Raw genomic sequence first — 17,980 nt, 5'->3', positions numbered from 1 at the left:
ATGCTGCATTCGTCACCCGCCACGTGTGAGAGGATCGGCCGGTACCAGCCCGTCGAGTTCCGGCAGCAGCACGACGCTTTCCTGCTCCTTCGGATCTGTCCGGGCAATGACCGCCGTGCAAGGTGCGCCCGAGAGGTTCGCCGGCAGGTGCGGCACGCCGGCTGGAATGTAGAACATTTCGCCGGCCCTGACGATCACATGCTCCTCGAGGCGGTCGCCGAACCAGGTATGGGCCTCGCCGGCAAGCACGTAGATCGCCGTCTCATGGCTCTCGTGCAGATGCGCCTTGGCGCGCGCACCGGGCGGCATGGTCAAGAGATGCATGCAGATGCCGGTGGAGCCCACCGTCTCCGCGGCAATGCCTTCGAAATAGTTGAGCCCCTGCTTGCCGGCATAGCCACTGCCCGGCCGCACCACGCGACAGCCAGGATTGGATGATCGAGACATGACCGTTCTCCAGAATTCGCTGAAAAACCTTGAACAGGAGCCTTCTGCGGCAAATCCGCGATTGCAAGTTGCTGGCCCCGATAGCAGTCTGGCACAGGCAAGACATAATGAGAATCCATCCATGACATCCAATCCCGCCTCCGTGGTCTCGGCCCGAAATCTCGGCCTGACGTTTCAGACCAGCGACGGACCGGTCAATGCGCTCACAGGCGTGAACCTCGACGTCGCCAAGGGCGACTTCGTCTCCTTCATCGGCCCTTCGGGGTGCGGCAAGACGACATTCCTGCGCATCATCGCCGACCTCGAGACGCCGACCGCCGGAGCGATCACCGTCAACGGGATGACTCCGGAAGAGGCCCGCCACAATCGCGCCTATGGCTACGTGTTCCAGGCGGCGGCGCTCTATCCCTGGCGGACGATCGAGAAGAACATCGCGCTGCCGCTCGAGATCATGGGCCATTCCGGGCACGAGCAGAAGGCGCGCATCGAACGGACGCTGGAGCTCGTCAACCTCACGGGCTTCGGCAAGAAATACCCATGGCAGCTTTCCGGCGGCATGCAGCAGCGCGCCTCGATTGCCCGCGCGCTCGCCTTCGACGCCGACCTGCTGCTGATGGACGAGCCTTTCGGCGCCCTCGACGAAATCGTTCGCGACCACCTGAACGAACAGCTCCTGAAGCTCTGGGCGCGCACCGACAAGACGATCTGTTTCGTCACCCATTCGATCCCGGAGGCCGTCTACCTCTCGACCAAGATCGTCGTGATGAGCCCGCGCCCCGGCCGGGTGACCGACATCATCGAATCGACGCTGCCGAGGGAACGGCCGCTCGGCATCCGCGAAACGCCGGAGTTTCTGGAGATCGCCCACCGGGTGCGCGAGGGACTCAGGGCGGGGCACAGCTATGATGAATAGTGCCGCCCAAGTTCGCTGTCGGGATGCAACCTTGGCGGACATGAAAGCCTGCGCCGACATCTTCAATCGCTGGGTGGATGCTACGGTCTGGATGCCGAGGATCCATGCGCCCGAGGATGTAGAGCGCCATTACCGGGAAACGCTCTTTGCAAACGGCACGGTCATCATTGCCGAGTCCCAAGGCGAAATTGCAGGCTTTCTCGCGCTCGCCGAGGAGCGATTTGTGTCGGCGCTCTATCTCGATCCATCCCACAGGGGCGCGGGAATCGGGGCTGCCCTACTCAGCGAAGCGAAGAGGCGGGCAAAGGGCGAGCTCAAGCTTTGGACCTTTGCAGAAAATGCCCGCGCCCAGCGCTTTTACCAACGCCAGGGCTTCGTGCCGATACGCCGAACGAGCGGCGACAACGAGGAAGGCTTGCCGGATATTCTCTATCTTTGGCGCCCCCTCGCCTCAAAAGAGGCGATACTTGGGACCGGAGGCAGTGATGTATAAACCCAGCTTCCTCCGCGACAAGCTCGTCCCGATCTCCACCGTCGTCCTGCTTCTGATCGCCGTCTGGTACGTCGCCGTCATCTTCCTCAACGCGCCCTTCGAGCGCGACACGGCGGCGCGCGCCGGCACCGAGATCGCGTATTCCGACCTCGTCAGGAACACAATGGCGCAGGAAAGACCGGTGCTGCCAGCGCCGCACCAGGTCATCGCCGAAATCTGGGACACGACCGTCAACAAGGCGATCACCTCGAAGCGCAGCCTCGTCTATCACGCATGGATCACGCTGTCGGCCACCCTGCTCGGCTTCGGCATCGGCGCCGCACTCGGCGTGCTTCTCGCCGTTGGCATCGTTCACAATCGCGCCATGGACCGCTCGCTGATGCCCTGGGTGATCGCCAGCCAGACGATCCCGATCCTGGCGATCGCGCCGATGATCATCGTCGTCTTGAATGCGATCGGCATCGCCGGCCTCTTGCCGAAGGCGTTGATCTCCACCTATCTGTCGTTCTTCCCGGTGGTGGTCGGCATGGTCAAGGGATTGCGCAGTCCCGAAACGATCCAGCTCGACCTGATGCATACCTACAATGCCTCGGCGGCGCAGACCTTCTGGAAGCTGCGCTGGCCCTCCTCCATGCCCTATCTCTTCACCTCGCTAAAGGTCGCCGTCGCCATCTCGCTCGTCGGCGCCATTGTCGGCGAACTGCCGACCGGGGCCGTGGCGGGGCTCGGTGCGCGGCTGCTTGCAGGCTCCTATTACGGCCAGACCGTGCAGATCTGGGCGGCATTGTTCATGGCGGCTGCCCTTGCGGCAGTTCTCGTCATGGTCGTCGGTTTCGCGCACACCGCCGTCCTCAAGCGCATGGGAGCCAAGCCATGAATCTTCCCGCTCTCGCCGGCGCTGTTTTCTTCTGGCTGATCGCCTGGGCCGTCAACGAATGGCTGGTCCGCCAGCGCTTTGAGAGCGAAGCGGCGAACAGTGCGGCGCGCTTCGCGGTGCCGCTCATCTTCGGCGTCACGATCCTGGTCCTGTGGGAAGGCATCGTCCGCGGCTTTGCGGTTCCCTCCGTGCTGCTGCCGGCACCATCGATGATCTGGGAGCGGCTCGTCAATTCGCTGCCGACGCTTGCGGCCGATTTCCGCCAGACCTTCCTGAAATCCGTGCTGACCGGCTATGCGCTCGGCTGCGGCCTCGGTTTCCTGGTGGCGATCCTCATCGACCGCTCCCCCTTCCTGCAGAAAGGTCTGCTGCCGCTCGGCAACTTCGTTTCCGCCCTCCCCGTCATTGGCGTCGCGCCGATCATGGTCATGTGGTTCGGCTTCGACTGGCAGTCGAAGGTCGCCGTGGTCGTCATCATGACCTTCTTCCCGATGCTGGTGAACACCGTGTCGGGCCTTGCCACCGCGAGCCATATGGAGCGCGACCTGATGCGCACCTATGCCGCCACCTGGTGGCAGACGCTCATCAAGCTGCGGCTGCCCGCTGCGTGGCCATTCATTTTCAACGCACTCAAGATTAACTCGACGCTGGCGCTGATCGGCGCGATTGTGGCCGAGTTTTTCGGAACGCCCATTGTCGGCATGGGTTTCCGGATCTCCACGGAAGTGGGGCGCATGAACGTCGACATGGTCTGGGCCGAAATCGCCGTTGCGGCGGTGGCTGGCTCCGCCTTCTACGGGGTGGTCGCGCTCATCGAGCGCGCCGTCACCTTCTGGCATCCGTCCATCCGCAGTGGCCGAGCCTGACAATCAAGCAATGATAAGAGGGAACTGACATGAACAAAAAACTTGCATCTCTGCTGGCAGCGGGCGTCTTTTCGCTTGCCGCCTTCCACGCCAATGCCGCCGACAAGGTCACGCTGCAATTGAAATGGGTGACGCAGGCCCAGTTCGCCGGCTACTACGTCGCCAAGGACAAGGGGTTTTACGAGGAAGAGAGCCTCGACGTCGACATCAAGCCCGGCGGTCCGGACATTGCTCCGCCGCAGGTGATCGCCGGCGGCGGCGCCGACGTCATTGTCGACTGGATGCCGTCCGCTCTCGCCACCCGCGAAAAGGGCGTGCCGCTCGTCAACATCGCCCAGCCGTTCAAGAAATCCGGCATGATGCTCACCTGTCTCAAGGAATCGGGCGTGAAGACTCCCGAGGATTTCAAGGGCAAGACGCTCGGCGTCTGGTTCTTCGGCAACGAGTACCCGTTCCTCTCCTGGATGGCGCAACTGAAAATCCCAACCGATGGCGGCCCGAACGGCGTGACCGTCCTGAAGCAGGGCTTCAACGTCGACCCGCTGATCCAGAAGCAGGCGGCCTGCATTTCGACCATGACCTACAATGAATATTGGCAGGTCATCGACGCGGGCATCAAGGCGGAGGATCTCGTCACCTTCAAATACGAAGACCAGGGCGTAGCCACCCTCGAGGACGGCCTCTATGTCCTCGAGGACAAGCTCAAGGATGCGGCCTTCAAGGAAAAGATGGTGAAGTTCGTCCGCGCATCGATGAAGGGCTGGAAATATGCCGAGGAGAATCCGGACGAAGCGGCGGACATCGTGCTCGAAAACGACTCCACCGGTGCCCAGACGGAAAAGCACCAGAAGCGCATGATGGGCGAAATCGCCAAGCTGACGGCGGGTTCGAACGGCGCGCTCGACGAGGCCGACTACAAGCGTACGGTCCAGTCCCTGCTCTCCGGCGGCTCCGATCCGGTGATCTCCAAGGAACCGGAAGGCGCCTGGACTCATGAGATCACCGACGCAGCGCTGAAGTAAACTGCGGCAGCAGGACCGATTGAGAGGCGCGCGGCAGTATGCCGCGCGCCTTTTGACAACTCGTCCCGGTTGTTAAGCTTGCATTTAGCTCGCCCCACTATAGCCTCGCAAAAGACGGCGGACAAAAAATATTGAGGCACCATCGCTTCTTGGCCCTTGTAAGCATTTGCTACCGCGCTTACATAGCCCGGAACGTTTGACTGGAGAGCGGGTGCAGGGAGGAACCAGTTTTCGTTGAACTCACCTCCTTGAGCAAATCTCTCCCTGCCGGCGCCTGCGGTTTGAGACCTTGGGTCGGACATTTGCGAGTGCGTGGATCGCGATACCGGGCGGAACACGCAGGAAATAGCATGATTGCAGGCGGAGCTTCGCCCTTGATGAGCGGCGAGGCAGCATGATTTACTTCTGTCAGGACGATAGGCCGATGGCTCAGAAACTTCTTCCTCTTCTCGGTGCATGCGTAGCAATCACGCTGGGCGCATTTTCGGGCGTATCGGCCGAGGAGGCCGCAAAGCCGCAGCCGCCGCAGGCACTGCCATCGATCGTTGTGACGGAAGCGGCAGAAGGCAAGATCAGCGACCGGGTCCTTGCCACCGGCTCGATCGAGGCGGTCGAGGAAACCTATGTCGCACCGCTCGTCGACGGGCTTTCGATCCGCTCGTTGAATGTCGATGTCGGCGACCGCGTCGAGGCGGGTAGCATCCTCATCGTTCTCAACGATGACGCGCTGCTCCTGCAGAAGAGCCAGTTCGAAGCCAATCTCGCCAAGGCGGAAGCCTCGCTGGCACAGCTCAACGCGCAGCTTGCCGAAGCGACCGCGAATTCCGAAGAGGCGACGCGCGTCGCCGATCGCGCCGTACGGCTTTCGGAGAACGGCACTGTATCGACCGCCGAAGCGGACCGCCTGAAGGCACTCGCCGCCGCCACGCGCGCCCGCCTTCGCTCGGCTGAGCAATCGGTGGGCGTTGCGAGAGCGGACATCAAGGTTGTCCAGACGCAGATCGACGATATCGACCTCAGGCTTGCCCGCACCGAGGTGAAGGCGCCGGTCAGCGGCGTGATCTCGGCCAAGAACGCCAAGGTCGGCGCGATCGCCAGCGGCAATGGCGAGCCGCTCTTCGCGATGATCCGCGACGGTGCGATCGAGATGAAGGCCGATGTCGCCGAGTCCGATATCGTCAAGCTTGCCGTCGGGCAGCCGGCAACGGTGAAGCTCGCCGGAAGCAATGCGACGGTCGAGGGCAAGATCCGCCTGATCGCGCCGACAGTCGATGCCGACACGCGCCTCGGCAAGGTTCATATCAGCCTGACCGACACGACCGAGGCGCGCGCCGGGATGTATGCGAGTGCGGTGATCACGGTCGAAGAGAAGCAGACTGTCGTCTTGCCGCAAACCGCCGTTACATCGGAAGACGGCAAGACCATCGTGCGCAAGGTCGAAAACGGTATCGTGCGCCTGGTTCCGGTCGAGACCGGCATTCAGGACGGGCAGTTCGTCGAGATCCTTTCCGGCCTCAAGCCGGGCGAGCAGGCCGTGGCCAAGGCCGGCGCCTATGTGCGTGACGGCGACCGGATCAATCCGGTCAAGTCCGACCAGCCGATAACCAATTGACGGGAACAGAGACCATGAACTTCTCCGCCTGGTCCATCCGCAATCCGGTCGCACCGATTCTGGCGTTTTTCGTGCTTGTCGTGCTCGGCTGGCAGTCCTTCAATTCGCTGCCGATTACCCGCTTCCCGAACATCGACGTGCCGATCGTCTCGGTCGCCGTCGCCCAGAGCGGCGCCGCGCCTGCCGAGCTCGAGACCCAGGTCACCAAGGAGATCGAGGACGCGGTCGCCGGTGTCTCCGGCGTCGACCACATCGAATCGACGATCACCGACGGCAGTTCAACCACCGCTGTCATCTTCCGCATGGAAGTGCCGACGGCGCAGGCCGTGCAGGATGTGAAGGACGCGATCGACCGCATCCGCGGTGATCTTCCGACCTCCATTGAGGAACCAATCGTCTCGAAGGTCGATGTCGAAGGTCAGGCGATCCAGACCTTCTCCGTCTCCTCTCCCGGCATGACGCTCGAGGAGCTGTCCTGGTTCGTCGACGACACGATCAAGCGTGCCATCCAGGGCCAGAGCGGCATCGGCCGCATCGACCGCTACGGCGGGTCCGACCGCGAAGTCCGCATCGAACTCGATGAAGATCGTTTGAATTCCTTCGGAATCACCGCCGCCGACGTCAACGGCCAGCTCCGTCGCATGAACATGGATCTCGGCTCGGGCCGCGGTCAGGTCGGCGGCAGCGAACAGGCGATCCGCACGCTCGGCGACGCCCGCGATGTTTCCCAGCTCGCCAATACAATGGTCTCGCTGCCGAACGGACGTTTCGTTCGTCTGTCGGAGCTTGGCAAGGTTACCGATACCTACGAGGAGCCGAAGTCCTTCTCGCGCTTCAACGGCCATCCCGGCGTCACATTCGCGGTGTTCCGCGCCAAGGGCGCGAGCGAGGTCAGCGTCGCCGAAACCGTTGCCAAGACACTCGACGAAATCCGCGCCAAGCACCCGGACGTCACCATCGAGATGGTCGACGATTCGGTTTACTACACCTACGGCAACTACGAGGCGGCTATTCATACACTGATCGAGGGCGCGCTGCTTGCCGTCGTGGTCGTGATGCTGTTCCTGCGCAACTGGCGCGCCACGCTGATCTCGGCCGTTGCCCTGCCGCTTTCGGCCATCCCGACCTTCTGGGTTATGGAACTCCTCGGCTTCTCGCTGAACCTCGTCAGCTTCCTGGCGATGACCCTCGCGACCGGTATCCTCGTCGACGACGCGATTGTCGAGATCGAGAACATCGAGCGTCACATCCGCATGGGCAAGTCGCCCTACAAGGCCGCAATCGAAGCGGCGGACGAGATCGGCCTCGCGGTCATCGCCACCACCTTCACCATCATCGCCGTCTTCGTGCCCGTCTCCTTCATGCCGGGCATTCCAGGCCAGTACTTCATCCAGTTCGGCCTGACGGTGGCCGTGTCCGTCTTCTTCTCGCTGCTGGTCGCCCGTTTCATCACGCCGGTGATGGCCGCCTATCTGATGAAACCGACGGATGTCGGCGGTCATCACGACGACGACGGCTTCATGATGCGCCAGTACATGCACGTCGTGCGCTTCACCACGAAACGCTGGTACACGCGTTATTCGACACTGCTTGTGGCAATCGCGCTTTCGGTCGGTTCTGTGATCGCCTTGCTCGTCTTCGTGCCGGGCAGCTTCCTGCCGCCGGAGGACAATTCACGTGTCAGCCTGTCGATCGAATTGCCGCCGGACGCGATGCTTGCGGATACCGAGCGGACGACGACGGAGATTTATAACCGCATCAAGGATATTGACGGCGTCGAGAACGTCTTCGTGCTCGGCGGCGCCTCGCCGAAGGGCGATCTCGAACTGCGCCGCGCCGCCGTCACGGTGCTCCTGAAGAAGCTCGACCATTCGCTCGTCAACAAGGTGGTCAACGACGTGATCGGCCGCACGCCGGTAATCGGCGAATATTTGCCAAAGTTGCCGCCGGCGGGCCGCACCAAGCCGCAGTCGCAAATCGAGAAGGAAATTCTCGCTCGGCTGCAATCGATCCCGGACCTTCGCGTTACGAAACTCAACGATCGCGGCGAGCGCGACCTGTCGTTCAACCTGCTTTCCAGCAACGAAGCAGATCTGGACCGGGCCGTGGCCATTCTGGAAGCAAAGCTGCGCCGCGACCCGTCGCTTGCCAATGTGAGCCCCGACGGCGCGCTGCCGCGGCCGGAACTGCAGATCCGCCCGCGTGACGAACAGATGTCCCGTCTCGGCATCACGACAGCACAAATATCCGAAGTCATTCGGGTCGCGACGATCGGCGATATCGACGCACTGCTCACGAAGATTGCGCTCGATGGGCGCCTGATCCCGATCCGGGTCCAGCTCAATCGCGATTTCCGTACCGATCTCGCGGCGATCCGCAACCTCAAGGTCCAGACGGCATCCGGCGCGACCGTTCCGCTTTCGAGCGTCGCCGACATCAACTACGCGGAGGGGCCGAGCTCCATCAAGCGCTACGACCGCTATCGCGTCGTCAAGCTCGGCGCCGACCTGCCCGTGGGCGTTGCACTCGATACCGCATCGGCCCGCTTCAAGGCGACAGCAGCCGATGCGAATCTGCCGGCGACTGTCGAGTTCCTCGAGAGCGGTGACGCCGAAGTTCAGGCGGAGATGCAGCAGAGCTTCGGCAACGCCATGCTCTTGGGCCTGATGATGGTGCTGGTCGTGCTCATCCTCCTGTTCAAGGATGTGATCCAGCCCTTCACCATCCTGTTCTCGCTGCCGCTGGCGATCGGCGGCGTTGCGGCGGCGCTCATCCTGACGCAGAACGCGCTTTCAATGCCGGTGCTCATCGGCATCCTGATGCTGATGGGCATCGTTACCAAGAACGCCATCCTGCTCGTCGATTTCGGAATCGAGATGATGCATCACGGCATGGACCGGACGCTGGCGATGGTCGAAGCGGGCCGCAAGCGCGCCCGCCCAATCGTCATGACCTCAATCGCCATGTCGGCAGGCATGTTACCGTCGGCGCTCGGCGTCGGTGAAGGCGGATCGTTCCGCGCCCCGATGGCGATCGCCGTCATCGGCGGCATCATTGTCTCGACGGTGCTCAGCCTCGTCGTCGTCCCCTCCTTCTTCCTGATCATGGACGACCTGTCGCGTCTTCTCGCCTGGGTCTTCGGCCGTATGGTCGGCAAGAAGGAGGAGGAAGATCTGCCGCTCGACCGCGAGGCGCTGAGCAAACTCGCCGCCGAACAGGGCACGACGATCGAAAGCCTGGAGGAGCGCGTCAAGGCGCTCGAGGCGGAGCGGCGCGGCAAGTCCGACCGCAAGGTCATCAGCCATCCGGCACTTGCCGCCGAATAGGATCGTCCACTCTCAGAACAGCGCTGCTGCACCGTGCCGAGCAAGGACGGGCAGCAGCGCCTCTTTTTGCGAAGTTGTTTGATACGGGTCAATTTAAGACCGGCGAGGAACCGCTAGCTTAGTCACGATCTTTTCGGACGAGCGGTATGAAGACCTTGCGATTGACCTCCAGCGACCGGGCCATCCTCCTCAATGCGCGCTTCTTCTCGCGGCTGCCGCGAACCGCGATAGAGGCAATTGTCGAGGGCGCGACAGTATCGACGCACGAAACGCACGATACCCTGTTCCGCCAGGACGACCCGCTCGACGATGTTCTCGTCGTCCTCTCGGGATTAGTCCGCCTCTATCGTCTGGGCAAGGACGGCCGCGAAGCCGATGTCGCAGTTTTCCCGAGGGGCGAATTGATCGGCGTCAACGCCATATTCCTGGATCGCCGCGCGACCGCCAATGCCCAGGCCGCCGAACCGTCGATCATCGCCCGGCTGGAAGGCGCCAAGCTGCGCCGGCTTGCAGCCGAAGACACGGCTGTTGCCCAAGCGCTCCTCGAGCTTCTTTGTCACCACGGCAAGCTGGCCGAGGACTGCCTTGCCGAAGACCGCCTACTCACCGCACCGCAGCGTGTCGCGAACTACATCTTGAGCCATTGCCCGAACGGTTCCGAGAGCTTCTCCTTTCGTCTGCCGTTTCAAAAAAGCGTACTCGCCGGCAAACTCGGCCTCGCCCCCGAGGCACTGTCGCGCGCCTTCTCCACGCTTCGTCAGTCGGGGGTCGTGGTGAAGGGCCGGGTGATCGAAATTCGCGACCGTCAGGCGCTCGAACAGTTTTAAGGTTCCGAGCCTAGAGGCCGCCCTGCAAGGAAAGGAATTCGACGATCCGGTCGATCCCGTCGCCGCGCTTCATGTCGGAAAACACGAACGGCTTTGCGGCGCGCATGCGCGTCGCGTCACGCTCCATCACCTCGAGGTCTGCGCCAACGTAAGGGGCGAGATCCTTCTTGTTGATTACCAGCAGATCGGACTTGGTGATCCCCGGACCTCCCTTGCGCGGAATTTCCTCGCCCTGGCAGACGGAGATTACATAGATCGTCAGGTCTGCCAGATCGGGCGAGAATGTCGCCGCAAGATTGTCGCCGCCCGATTCAATGAAGACCACGTCGAGATCGGGGATGCGGCGGTTGAGCTCGGCGATCGCCTGGAGATTGATCGAGGCGTCTTCGCGAATGGCTGTGTGCGGGCAGCCGCCGGTCTCGACGCCGACGATCCGCTCCGAAGGCAGCGCCTGCATGCGCACCAGCGCCTCGGCATCCTCCTTCGTGTAGATATCGTTGGTGACGACGGCGACCGAATATTTTTCGCGCATCGCCTTGCACAGCTTGTCGGTCAGCGCCGTCTTGCCGGACCCGACCGGGCCGCCGATGCCGACGCGAAGGGGACCGTTTTTCGATGGCATTTTCTATGTCCTTTCCGGGCGCCTGAGTCTTTGCTTTCCATGCATGTCGTTGGCCCAAAACCGTCGCCACTTTTGGGCGACATGCATCATGAACGAAACAGGCGCGAATGCAGGGTTTCATGTCTGAGCGATGCAATATCGGCCATGATCGCCGCCGACCCAAGGTCGTCGAGCGAGCCGCGCGTTGCGCGAGCGGCCACGGCCGCAATTGCCGCCTCCAGCCCGGCAAACAGGCCGACGCCGTCGCGCTGGCCGATGACGCTGCAACGAATGGCGACCGATACGGCATTCGATGCCGTTGCGTTGAGAAATGCCGCGATCGTCGGCTCAAATCCGGTCCGATGCGCACCGGCGACGGCACCAACCGCCACCGGATAGGCTGCCGTCGATCCGAGCGTCTCCAGCACCGGGTGCGGCCAGTGGCCGGCGGCGGCAAGAAACGCCTCGCCAAGAAGCATGGTTTCCATGTGCCGCTCGCGCGAGCCGGCAAGCGCCTCGGCGAGTTCGGCGACTGCCCGCAGCCGTGCCGGATCGTCATGGCCGCGATAGCTTTCCGCCAGCAGCAGCGCGTCGTTCCAGATCGAGCCGCGGTTCATCAGCGTTTCCAGCCACTGCCGCAGATCGCCTGCACTCGCCACGAGGCCGTCATGAACCGCCTGCTCCAATCCGCCGGAATAGGAAAAGGCGCCGACCGGAAAGGCGGGCGAGAGCCAGGTGACGAGGCGCAGCAGGGCCTGCGTGGCGGCCTCGTCAGCCATGGTCGTGGTGGTGACCGTGTCCATGGTGGTGATGGCCGGTGCCGTGATAGGCGCCACGCAAGGGGTGAAAGGGCTCGACCACTTCGCTTACCGTCGCTCCGAGTCCTTCGAGCATGGCACGGATGACGGCATCGCGGGCAATCAAGATCCGCCGCTGCTCGATCGCGGCCGGCAGGTGCCGGTTGCCGAGATGCCAGGCCAGTTCGATCAGATGCAGCCCGTCGCGTGGAAGGATTTCGTAGAGCGCCTCCTCAGCCGCTTTCACTTCAATATAGCCGCCGCCCTCCAGCACCAGCAGGTCGCCGTCGGCGAGCATCACCGGCTCCTTGAGATCGAGCATCACCACATCCTCGTTTTCGAGATGCAGGAGCTTGCGGCGCAGATGCCGCTGGTCGTGGGTGAGCGTTACCCGGTGAAGCGGCGCGCTATCGGCGGCGCCGGGAGAGAGGATTTCCGTCGAACGATAGGGCACGTCAGACGACCTCGACCTTTTCCGGATGCACGACCTCGACACGCGCTTCGACGAGGAGGTCGGCCATCGCCGCCTGGAAGGCCTTCAGATGCGGTTCGGCGAAATGCGCATCGAGGGCCGCCCGGCTCTTCCATGTCTCGACGAAGACGAGCGCGTCCGGTTCGGCGGGCTTTCGATAGAGATCGTAGCTGATGCAGCCCTCCTCGTTGCAGGTGGCCTCGATCAGCGGTGTGGCACGGGCCACGACGTCGTCGCCCTTGCCCGCATGCGCCTTCAGATATGCGATGACGTAAACCATTGAATTCCGTACCTCCGACGGGCCTCACATTAACAAGAAAAAGCCCCGCCGCCAGCAGCAAGAGGAAAATCGCAGCGACTTTCCAACCTGCTTGCGGCGGCGGGGCATACAATCACAATGCCGTATCAGGCAGCGATCTTCTGCGACTTCAGCGCCTCGAGAATCTTCTGCGGCGAAGAAACGCCATAGGGGTCGCTATCGCAATTGTCGGAATAGCCTTCCTCTTCGAACCACTGCTCGACCGTACCATTGTTGACGACGGCGGCGTAGCGCCAGGAGCGCATGCCGAAGCCGAGATTGTCCTTGGCGACCAGCATGCCCATCTTGCGGGTGAACTCGCCCGAACCATCCGGAATGAGCTTGACGTTTTCCAATCCCTGCGATTTGCCCCAGGCGTTCATGACGAAGGCGTCGTTGACCGAGATGCAATAGATCTCGTCGATCCCGAGCGCACGGAACTCGGTCGTCAGCTTCTCGAAATCCGGCAGCTGATAGGTCGAGCAGGTCGGGGTGAAGGCGCCCGGCAGCGAAAACAGCACGACGCGCTTGCCGGCGAAATAATCGTTCGACGAAACGTCCTGCCAGCGGAACGGATTGGGGCCGCCGACGGATTCGTCGCGGACGCGGGTGCGGAAGGTTACAACGGGAACTTTTCTGCCGAGCATCATCATCTCCTTCGAGTGGGCAGCCGGCGTCAAGTCTTGGGAGAAAGCAACCGCCGGCGAAAGGGAAGGCCCCTTCTATCGGAGTTTCCGCTGCAGTGCAGCATCAAAGCGCGGATCGGGACGGCATCGCATGGCAGCCATGTGAATGCCGCATGGCTGCAGCCCATTCTGGGATGTCTAGAACAGGAAGTACCGCTGCGCCATCGGCAGCACCGTCGCCGGTTCGCAGGTCAGCAGCACGCCGTCGGCGCGCACCTCGTAGGTTTCCGGATCAACCTCGATATGCGGCGTCAGCCTGTTGTGGATCATCGACGCCTTGCCGATGCCACCGCGGGTGTTCTGGACGGCGACGAGTTCCTTGGCGACGCCGAGCCTTCCGGCGAGCCCCGCATCGAGCGAGGCCTGCGAGACGAAGGTGACGGAGGAATTCGTCCGGCTACGGCCATAGGCGCCGAACATCGGCCGGTAATGGACCGGCTGCGGCGTCGGGATAGAAGCATTCGGGTCGCCCATCGGGGCGGCCGCGATCGTGCCGCCGAGCAGCACCATGTCCGGCTTCACGCCGAAAAAGGCCGGGTTCCAGATGACGAGGTCGGCGCGCTTGCCGACTTCCAGCGAACCGATCTCATGGCTGAGGCCATGGGCGATCGCCGGGTTGATCGTGTATTTGGCGACGTAGCGCTTGACGCGGAAATTGTCGTTGTCACCGGTCTCCTCCTGCAGCCGGCCGCGCTGGCGCTTCATCTTGTCTGCCGTCTGCCAGGTGCGGATCGCCACCTCGCCGACGCGGCCCATGGCCTGGCTGTCGGAGGAGATGATCGAGAAGGCACCGATATCGTGGAGAATGTCTTCCGCCGCGATCGTCTCCTTGCGGATGCGGCTCTCGGCGAAGGCGATGTCCTCGGGAATGGACGCGGACAGGTGGTGGCAGACCATCAGCATGTCAAGATGTTCGGCAAGCGTGTTCTGAGTATATGGCCGCGTCGGATTGGTCGACGACGGGATGACGTTCGGCTGGCCGCAGATCTTGATGATATCCGGCGCGTGGCCGCCACCCGCCCCTTCCGTGTGGAAGGCGTGGATGGTCCGGCCCTTGATCGCCGCGATCGTGTCCTCGACGAAGCCGCTCTCGTTCAGCGTGTCGGTGTGGATCATCACCTGCACGTCGTATTCGTCGGCGACCGAGAGGCAGCAGTCGATCGCCCCCGGCGTCGTACCCCAGTCCTCGTGAAGCTTTAGCGAAGTGGCACCGCCGAGCACCATTTCGACGAGCGCGCCCGGCAGCGAGGCGTTGCCCTTGCCGGCGAAGGCGAGGTTCATCGGGAACGCATCGGCCGCCTCGATCATCCGCGCGATGTGCCAGGGCCCCGGCGTGCAGGTGGTGGCGAGCGTGCCGTGCGCCGGCCCCGTGCCGCCGCCGAGCATGCAGGTGAGCCCGCTCATCAGCGCCTCTTCGATCTGCTGCGGGCAGATGAAGTGGATATGGCTGTCCATTCCGCCGGCCGTGACGATCTTGCCCTCGCCGGCGATCGCCTCGGTGCCCGGCCCGACGATGATGTTCACGCCCGACTGCGTGTCGGGATTGCCGGCTTTTCCTATTGCCGCGACCCGCCCGTCCTTCAGGCCGATATCCGCCTTGACGATGCCCCAGTGGTCGACGATCAGCGCATTGGTGATGACCGTATCGACCGCGCCGCCCTCGCGCGTCACCTGGCTCTGCCCCATGCCGTCGCGGATGACCTTGCCGCCGCCGAACTTCACTTCCTCGCCATAGATCGTGAAGTCCTTCTCGACCTCGATGAAGAGCTCGGTATCGGCTAGCCGTACCTTGTCGCCCACGGTCGGACCGAACATGTTGGCATAGGCCGCGCGCGACATTTTGTAGGACATGGGTTCAGGCTCCTTGGGACAAGTCTGACGAAGGCAATGGATTGAGGCGACGGAGGCGGCCTGCAGCGGCATGCGCATCGACATAGCGCCGCTCGGCAGCGAAGGGATGCCACTCCCAACCGGTGTGACCAAAACCGGCGAGCACGATCTCGTCGCCGGCGGAAGCGATGCCGGACAGAATATCGGCGATCACCACCAGGCCACTCGAGGGGGCGACGTAAGGCGGCGGCGCGAAACGGGCGAGATCTTGCTCCAGCCGCTCGTGCGTCTCTGGCGGCACGACCCGGTGACGCCGTCCGGTCAGCCGCGCGAAACTCTCGAAACCGGTGGTGTAGTCGTCACAGAAATCGTCGAGGCCCGGATGGGTATTGGCAAGATCTGCCCGCATCGCCGCGAACTTGGCAGCGGAACGCACGCTCCAGATCTCGCGGGCCTGACGCACCGGCTCGCTCGTCTTCCAGCGGCCACCGCCGAGCATTGCAAGAGCCGGGCGGCCCGTGTTGCAGACGGCAACGATGTCGGTCCGAGTGCCGCCCCGGCCGACCGAGCGGCAATCGTTGAAGCGAATCACCAGGTCGGCGGCATCGATCGCGGCGGCAGCACCCTCCGGCACCTCGCCATTGCCCACGATCATGACGCGCCGGCCCATCAACACTTTAGTTCCCCTGCGCCTCAAGAAGTTCCTTGAGTTCGGCGGTGCGCTTTCGGGTCAGCTCTGCGAGGCAACCCGAGACGAGCATGGGCTCCATCGAGCCGCCCCGCGCCTCGAAGCCGGCGAGCTCGCACTCGCCGTCGCGGTAGCCGATCCAGGCCCGCTGCGCCTTTTTCAATGCCTCGATGGCGCCGACATGAGCCGCGTCGATGTCACCGAGTTCCTTGTCAGTTTGCCGCATCACGGCCATCGCCTGGTTGTAGATTTTGTTCAAGTCCGCATCCGCGGCCTGGTATTCCCGATCAGCGCAAATGTTCAAATCCATCTGCGTCTCCGCCTTTTGGCAGTCCACCTCAGGCTCCTGAGCGAAGCTAGACGTCGCAAGAAAGAGCAGCAGCCCGATGGCGGGTGCGACCGCTCTCATAGCTTGCCCATGACCTGCTGGCGGAATCCGAAAACCTCGCGCTTGCCGGAAAGCGGGATCAGCGTGACCTGCCGCGTCTGCCCGGGCTCGAAGCGTACGGCGGTGCCGGCCGGAATATCGAGCCGCTTGCCGCGCGCCGCGTCACGATCGAAGATCAGTCCGGCGTTCGTTTCCGCGAAATGGTAGTGGCTGCCGACCTGGACCGGCCGGTCGCCGGAGTTCGAGACTTCGATGGTGATCGTCGGAAGACCGACATTGAGTTCGATGTCGCCCGCGGACGCGATGATCTCGCCTGGGATCATGCTCGTCTCTCCTTACGCGGCCTTTTCCGGCGCGCAGCCTTGCGGCTTCAGCACGCGCTCGGTCGAGGCCGGATATTTCTTGAGCATTGCCGTCGGCCGCACAGGACGGCGGACCAGCTCGCCGCTGCAGTTTGGGCAGATCCCGCCGAGCTTCCCCTCGGCGCAATCGGCGCAAAAAGTGCATTCGAAAGTGCAGATCATCGCCTCCCGGCTTTCGGGCGGCAGGTCGCGATCGCAGCATTCGCAGTTCGGGCGCAAGCTCAGCATCGTTGTCTCCTAGCGGATGGGCTCGTGAACGGTGACGAGCTTCGTCCCATCCGGGAAGGTCGCCTCGATCTGGATGTCGTGGATCATCTCCGGGATGCCTTCCATGACCTGGTCGCGGGCCAGCACATGGGCGCCCGCCTCCATCAACTCAGCGACGGACCGGCCGTCGCGCGCACCCTCGACGACGAAATCGGTGATGAGGGCGATGGCCTCCGGATGGTTAAGCTTGACGCCTCGCTCCAGACGTCGGCGCGCGACCATTGCCGCCATGGAAATCAACAGCTTGTCCTTTTCGCGCGGAGTGAGATTCATGCGTCGCTATCCGGATTTATTGCGGGATCAGAGAGTCCAGACTTTCGGCACAGATGCGTCCTTACGCAAGTGCGAAATGAGCGGGATCAGGATTTTTCTAAGCGCAAATCCATCGGCCGCGGCGACACGGGCGACGAGCTTGTCGCAGCCGCCGACCTTGTAGTGGCTGACGCCCGCCTGCACCACCGGCGCGAGTATTGTGCGCAGCTTTGAAAGCATGGCTTCACAATCGGCCGCGACGTAAAGCAAAGTGGCGAAGGCAGCCGCGCCGCCGAGCGTCGCCGGCCTTGCAGCAAGCCCTGCAATATCGCCGGCAAGTGTCAGATCCTCGGCATGCACCAACCTGCCACCGCTCCGCACGCGCCAGCGATCGCGAAACAGCCCGCCATGCACCGCCTCGCCCATCGCCTTGCGGCCGAGGAGCACCGCCTCGACCGCGAGAAAGCTTGCATCGGGCGCCAGCTCTACCTCGAGCGAGCGCGACAGCGAGGCGCGGTCGAAGAGGATCGTTTCCTGCGGCAGCCAATCGACCCGCGCTCCGGCGGCGACGGAGATGTGTGTCGCGATCGCGGCCGTGCCGGCGCTCGCCTTATAGATCTTCTCGCAGGCCTGCGTGGTCAGCGTGAGGTCGGTCCCCTCGCCGGCTTCGAAGCCCCATTCGAGCCGGTCGCCGCCGGTAACGCCGCCCGAGGAGTTGATGAGCACCGCTTCCATCGAGGCATCGAAGGTCTTCGGCAAACGGATCTTGGCGCAGCCTTCCTGATAGAGCTCGGCGATGCGCGTGCGTCCGCGTTCGGACTTGGCAACAAGCCGCCCTTTTCCCCACGCCCTTTGCGGAGCGATGATCGCCGCGTCACTCAAGGTGCTCAGATATCCCCAGCCGGCACGCCCCTGCGACATGCATCGTCATGCGCATCGTCCGAAATGGCATGATC

The 17,980-nt window shown here is 63.1% G+C and carries 21 protein-coding genes; 8 read left to right on the top strand and 13 right to left on the bottom strand.

The window, feature by feature from the left end:
- Window positions 1-12: 12 nt before the first annotated feature.
- Window positions 13-447 carry a cupin domain-containing protein gene (locus tag ATC00_RS29170; protein WP_037387642.1) on the bottom strand — a complete coding sequence of 145 codons (435 nt, stop codon included), beginning with the start codon at window positions 445-447 and terminating at the stop codon, window positions 13-15.
- A gap of 121 nt (window positions 448-568) precedes the next feature.
- On the opposite strand from ATC00_RS29170, the gene ATC00_RS29165 reads away from it, so the two are divergent.
- From ATC00_RS29165 to ATC00_RS29130, 8 genes are all read left to right on the top strand, one after another.
- Complete coding sequence (locus ATC00_RS29165; protein WP_064255347.1) at window positions 569-1,360, top strand: ABC transporter ATP-binding protein; 792 nt, start codon at window positions 569-571, stop codon at window positions 1,358-1,360.
- 40 nt (window positions 1,361-1,400) lie between these two features.
- Entirely contained in the window at window positions 1,401-1,853 is a 453-nt protein-coding gene (locus ATC00_RS29160; RefSeq protein WP_234782439.1) for a GNAT family N-acetyltransferase, read from the top strand.
- Window positions 1,846-2,730 (top strand): ABC transporter permease, encoded by an 885-nt coding sequence (locus ATC00_RS29155; protein ID WP_064255345.1) that lies wholly within the window; start codon window positions 1,846-1,848, stop codon window positions 2,728-2,730. The genes ATC00_RS29160 and ATC00_RS29155 overlap by 8 nt, the downstream gene beginning before the upstream one ends.
- Entirely contained in the window at window positions 2,727-3,596 is an 870-nt protein-coding gene (locus ATC00_RS29150) for an ABC transporter permease (protein WP_037387648.1), read from the top strand. The genes ATC00_RS29155 and ATC00_RS29150 overlap by 4 nt, the downstream gene beginning before the upstream one ends.
- Before the next feature lie 29 nt (window positions 3,597-3,625).
- Window positions 3,626-4,618 (top strand): ABC transporter substrate-binding protein, encoded by a 993-nt coding sequence (locus ATC00_RS29145; RefSeq protein ID WP_037387650.1) that lies wholly within the window; start codon window positions 3,626-3,628, stop codon window positions 4,616-4,618.
- 424 nt (window positions 4,619-5,042) lie between these two features.
- Window positions 5,043-6,230 carry an efflux RND transporter periplasmic adaptor subunit gene (locus ATC00_RS29140; protein WP_037387652.1) on the top strand — a complete coding sequence of 396 codons (1,188 nt, stop codon included), beginning with the start codon at window positions 5,043-5,045 and terminating at the stop codon, window positions 6,228-6,230.
- 14 nt (window positions 6,231-6,244) lie between these two features.
- Complete coding sequence (locus ATC00_RS29135) at window positions 6,245-9,556, top strand: efflux RND transporter permease subunit (RefSeq protein ID WP_064255344.1); 3,312 nt, start codon at window positions 6,245-6,247, stop codon at window positions 9,554-9,556.
- Window positions 9,557-9,702: 146 nt separating this feature from the next.
- On the top strand, window positions 9,703-10,383 hold the full coding sequence (locus tag ATC00_RS29130; RefSeq protein ID WP_064255343.1) for a Crp/Fnr family transcriptional regulator: 681 nt from the start codon (window positions 9,703-9,705) through the stop codon (window positions 10,381-10,383).
- A 10-nt stretch (window positions 10,384-10,393) separates the two neighbouring features.
- Here the strand turns inward: ATC00_RS29130 and ureG are convergent, their stop codons facing one another.
- The 12 genes from ureG to ATC00_RS29070 all read right to left on the bottom strand — a co-directional run bounded on the left by ureG (window position 10,394) and on the right by ATC00_RS29070 (window position 17,906).
- Window positions 10,394-11,005 (bottom strand): urease accessory protein UreG, encoded by a 612-nt coding sequence (gene ureG, locus ATC00_RS29125; RefSeq protein WP_037387658.1) that lies wholly within the window; start codon window positions 11,003-11,005, stop codon window positions 10,394-10,396.
- An 86-nt stretch (window positions 11,006-11,091) separates the two neighbouring features.
- On the bottom strand, window positions 11,092-11,763 hold the full coding sequence (locus ATC00_RS29120; RefSeq protein ID WP_064255431.1) for an urease accessory protein UreF: 672 nt from the start codon (window positions 11,761-11,763) through the stop codon (window positions 11,092-11,094).
- Complete coding sequence (gene ureE / locus ATC00_RS29115) at window positions 11,756-12,235, bottom strand: urease accessory protein UreE (protein WP_037387660.1); 480 nt, start codon at window positions 12,233-12,235, stop codon at window positions 11,756-11,758. Before ureE ends, ATC00_RS29120 begins: the two co-directional genes overlap by 8 nt.
- Window position 12,236: 1 nt before the next feature.
- Complete coding sequence (locus ATC00_RS29110) at window positions 12,237-12,533, bottom strand: putative quinol monooxygenase (RefSeq protein WP_064255342.1); 297 nt, start codon at window positions 12,531-12,533, stop codon at window positions 12,237-12,239.
- 125 nt (window positions 12,534-12,658) lie between these two features.
- Complete coding sequence (locus ATC00_RS29105; protein ID WP_037387665.1) at window positions 12,659-13,198, bottom strand: peroxiredoxin; 540 nt, start codon at window positions 13,196-13,198, stop codon at window positions 12,659-12,661.
- A 177-nt stretch (window positions 13,199-13,375) separates the two neighbouring features.
- Window positions 13,376-15,088 carry an urease subunit alpha gene (ureC, locus tag ATC00_RS29100; RefSeq protein WP_064255341.1) on the bottom strand — a complete coding sequence of 571 codons (1,713 nt, stop codon included), beginning with the start codon at window positions 15,086-15,088 and terminating at the stop codon, window positions 13,376-13,378.
- A gap of 4 nt (window positions 15,089-15,092) precedes the next feature.
- A complete protein-coding gene (locus ATC00_RS29095; RefSeq protein ID WP_064255340.1) occupies window positions 15,093-15,737 on the bottom strand; it encodes a hypothetical protein in 645 nt (214 codons plus the stop codon).
- 7 nt (window positions 15,738-15,744) lie between these two features.
- Complete coding sequence (locus tag ATC00_RS29090; RefSeq protein ID WP_064255339.1) at window positions 15,745-16,164, bottom strand: lysozyme inhibitor LprI family protein; 420 nt, start codon at window positions 16,162-16,164, stop codon at window positions 15,745-15,747.
- Complete coding sequence (locus ATC00_RS29085; RefSeq protein ID WP_064255338.1) at window positions 16,161-16,466, bottom strand: urease subunit beta; 306 nt, start codon at window positions 16,464-16,466, stop codon at window positions 16,161-16,163. The genes ATC00_RS29090 and ATC00_RS29085 overlap by 4 nt, the downstream gene beginning before the upstream one ends.
- A 12-nt stretch (window positions 16,467-16,478) precedes the next feature.
- Window positions 16,479-16,733 (bottom strand): DUF1272 domain-containing protein, encoded by a 255-nt coding sequence (locus ATC00_RS29080; RefSeq protein WP_037387675.1) that lies wholly within the window; start codon window positions 16,731-16,733, stop codon window positions 16,479-16,481.
- Between the two features lie 9 nt (window positions 16,734-16,742).
- A complete protein-coding gene (locus ATC00_RS29075) occupies window positions 16,743-17,045 on the bottom strand; it encodes an urease subunit gamma (protein WP_064255337.1) in 303 nt (100 codons plus the stop codon).
- 27 nt (window positions 17,046-17,072) lie between these two features.
- Window positions 17,073-17,906 carry an urease accessory protein UreD gene (locus ATC00_RS29070; protein ID WP_132073777.1) on the bottom strand — a complete coding sequence of 278 codons (834 nt, stop codon included), beginning with the start codon at window positions 17,904-17,906 and terminating at the stop codon, window positions 17,073-17,075.
- Window positions 17,907-17,980 lie beyond the last annotated feature (74 nt).

Origin of the sequence: Sinorhizobium americanum, from assembly GCF_001651855.1 — a bacterium.
In the GTDB taxonomy this organism is placed as follows: domain Bacteria; phylum Pseudomonadota; class Alphaproteobacteria; order Rhizobiales; family Rhizobiaceae; genus Sinorhizobium; species Sinorhizobium americanum.
The sequence above is the reverse complement of the archived record's forward strand: the minus strand, read 5'-3'. Positions and strand labels throughout refer to the sequence as shown.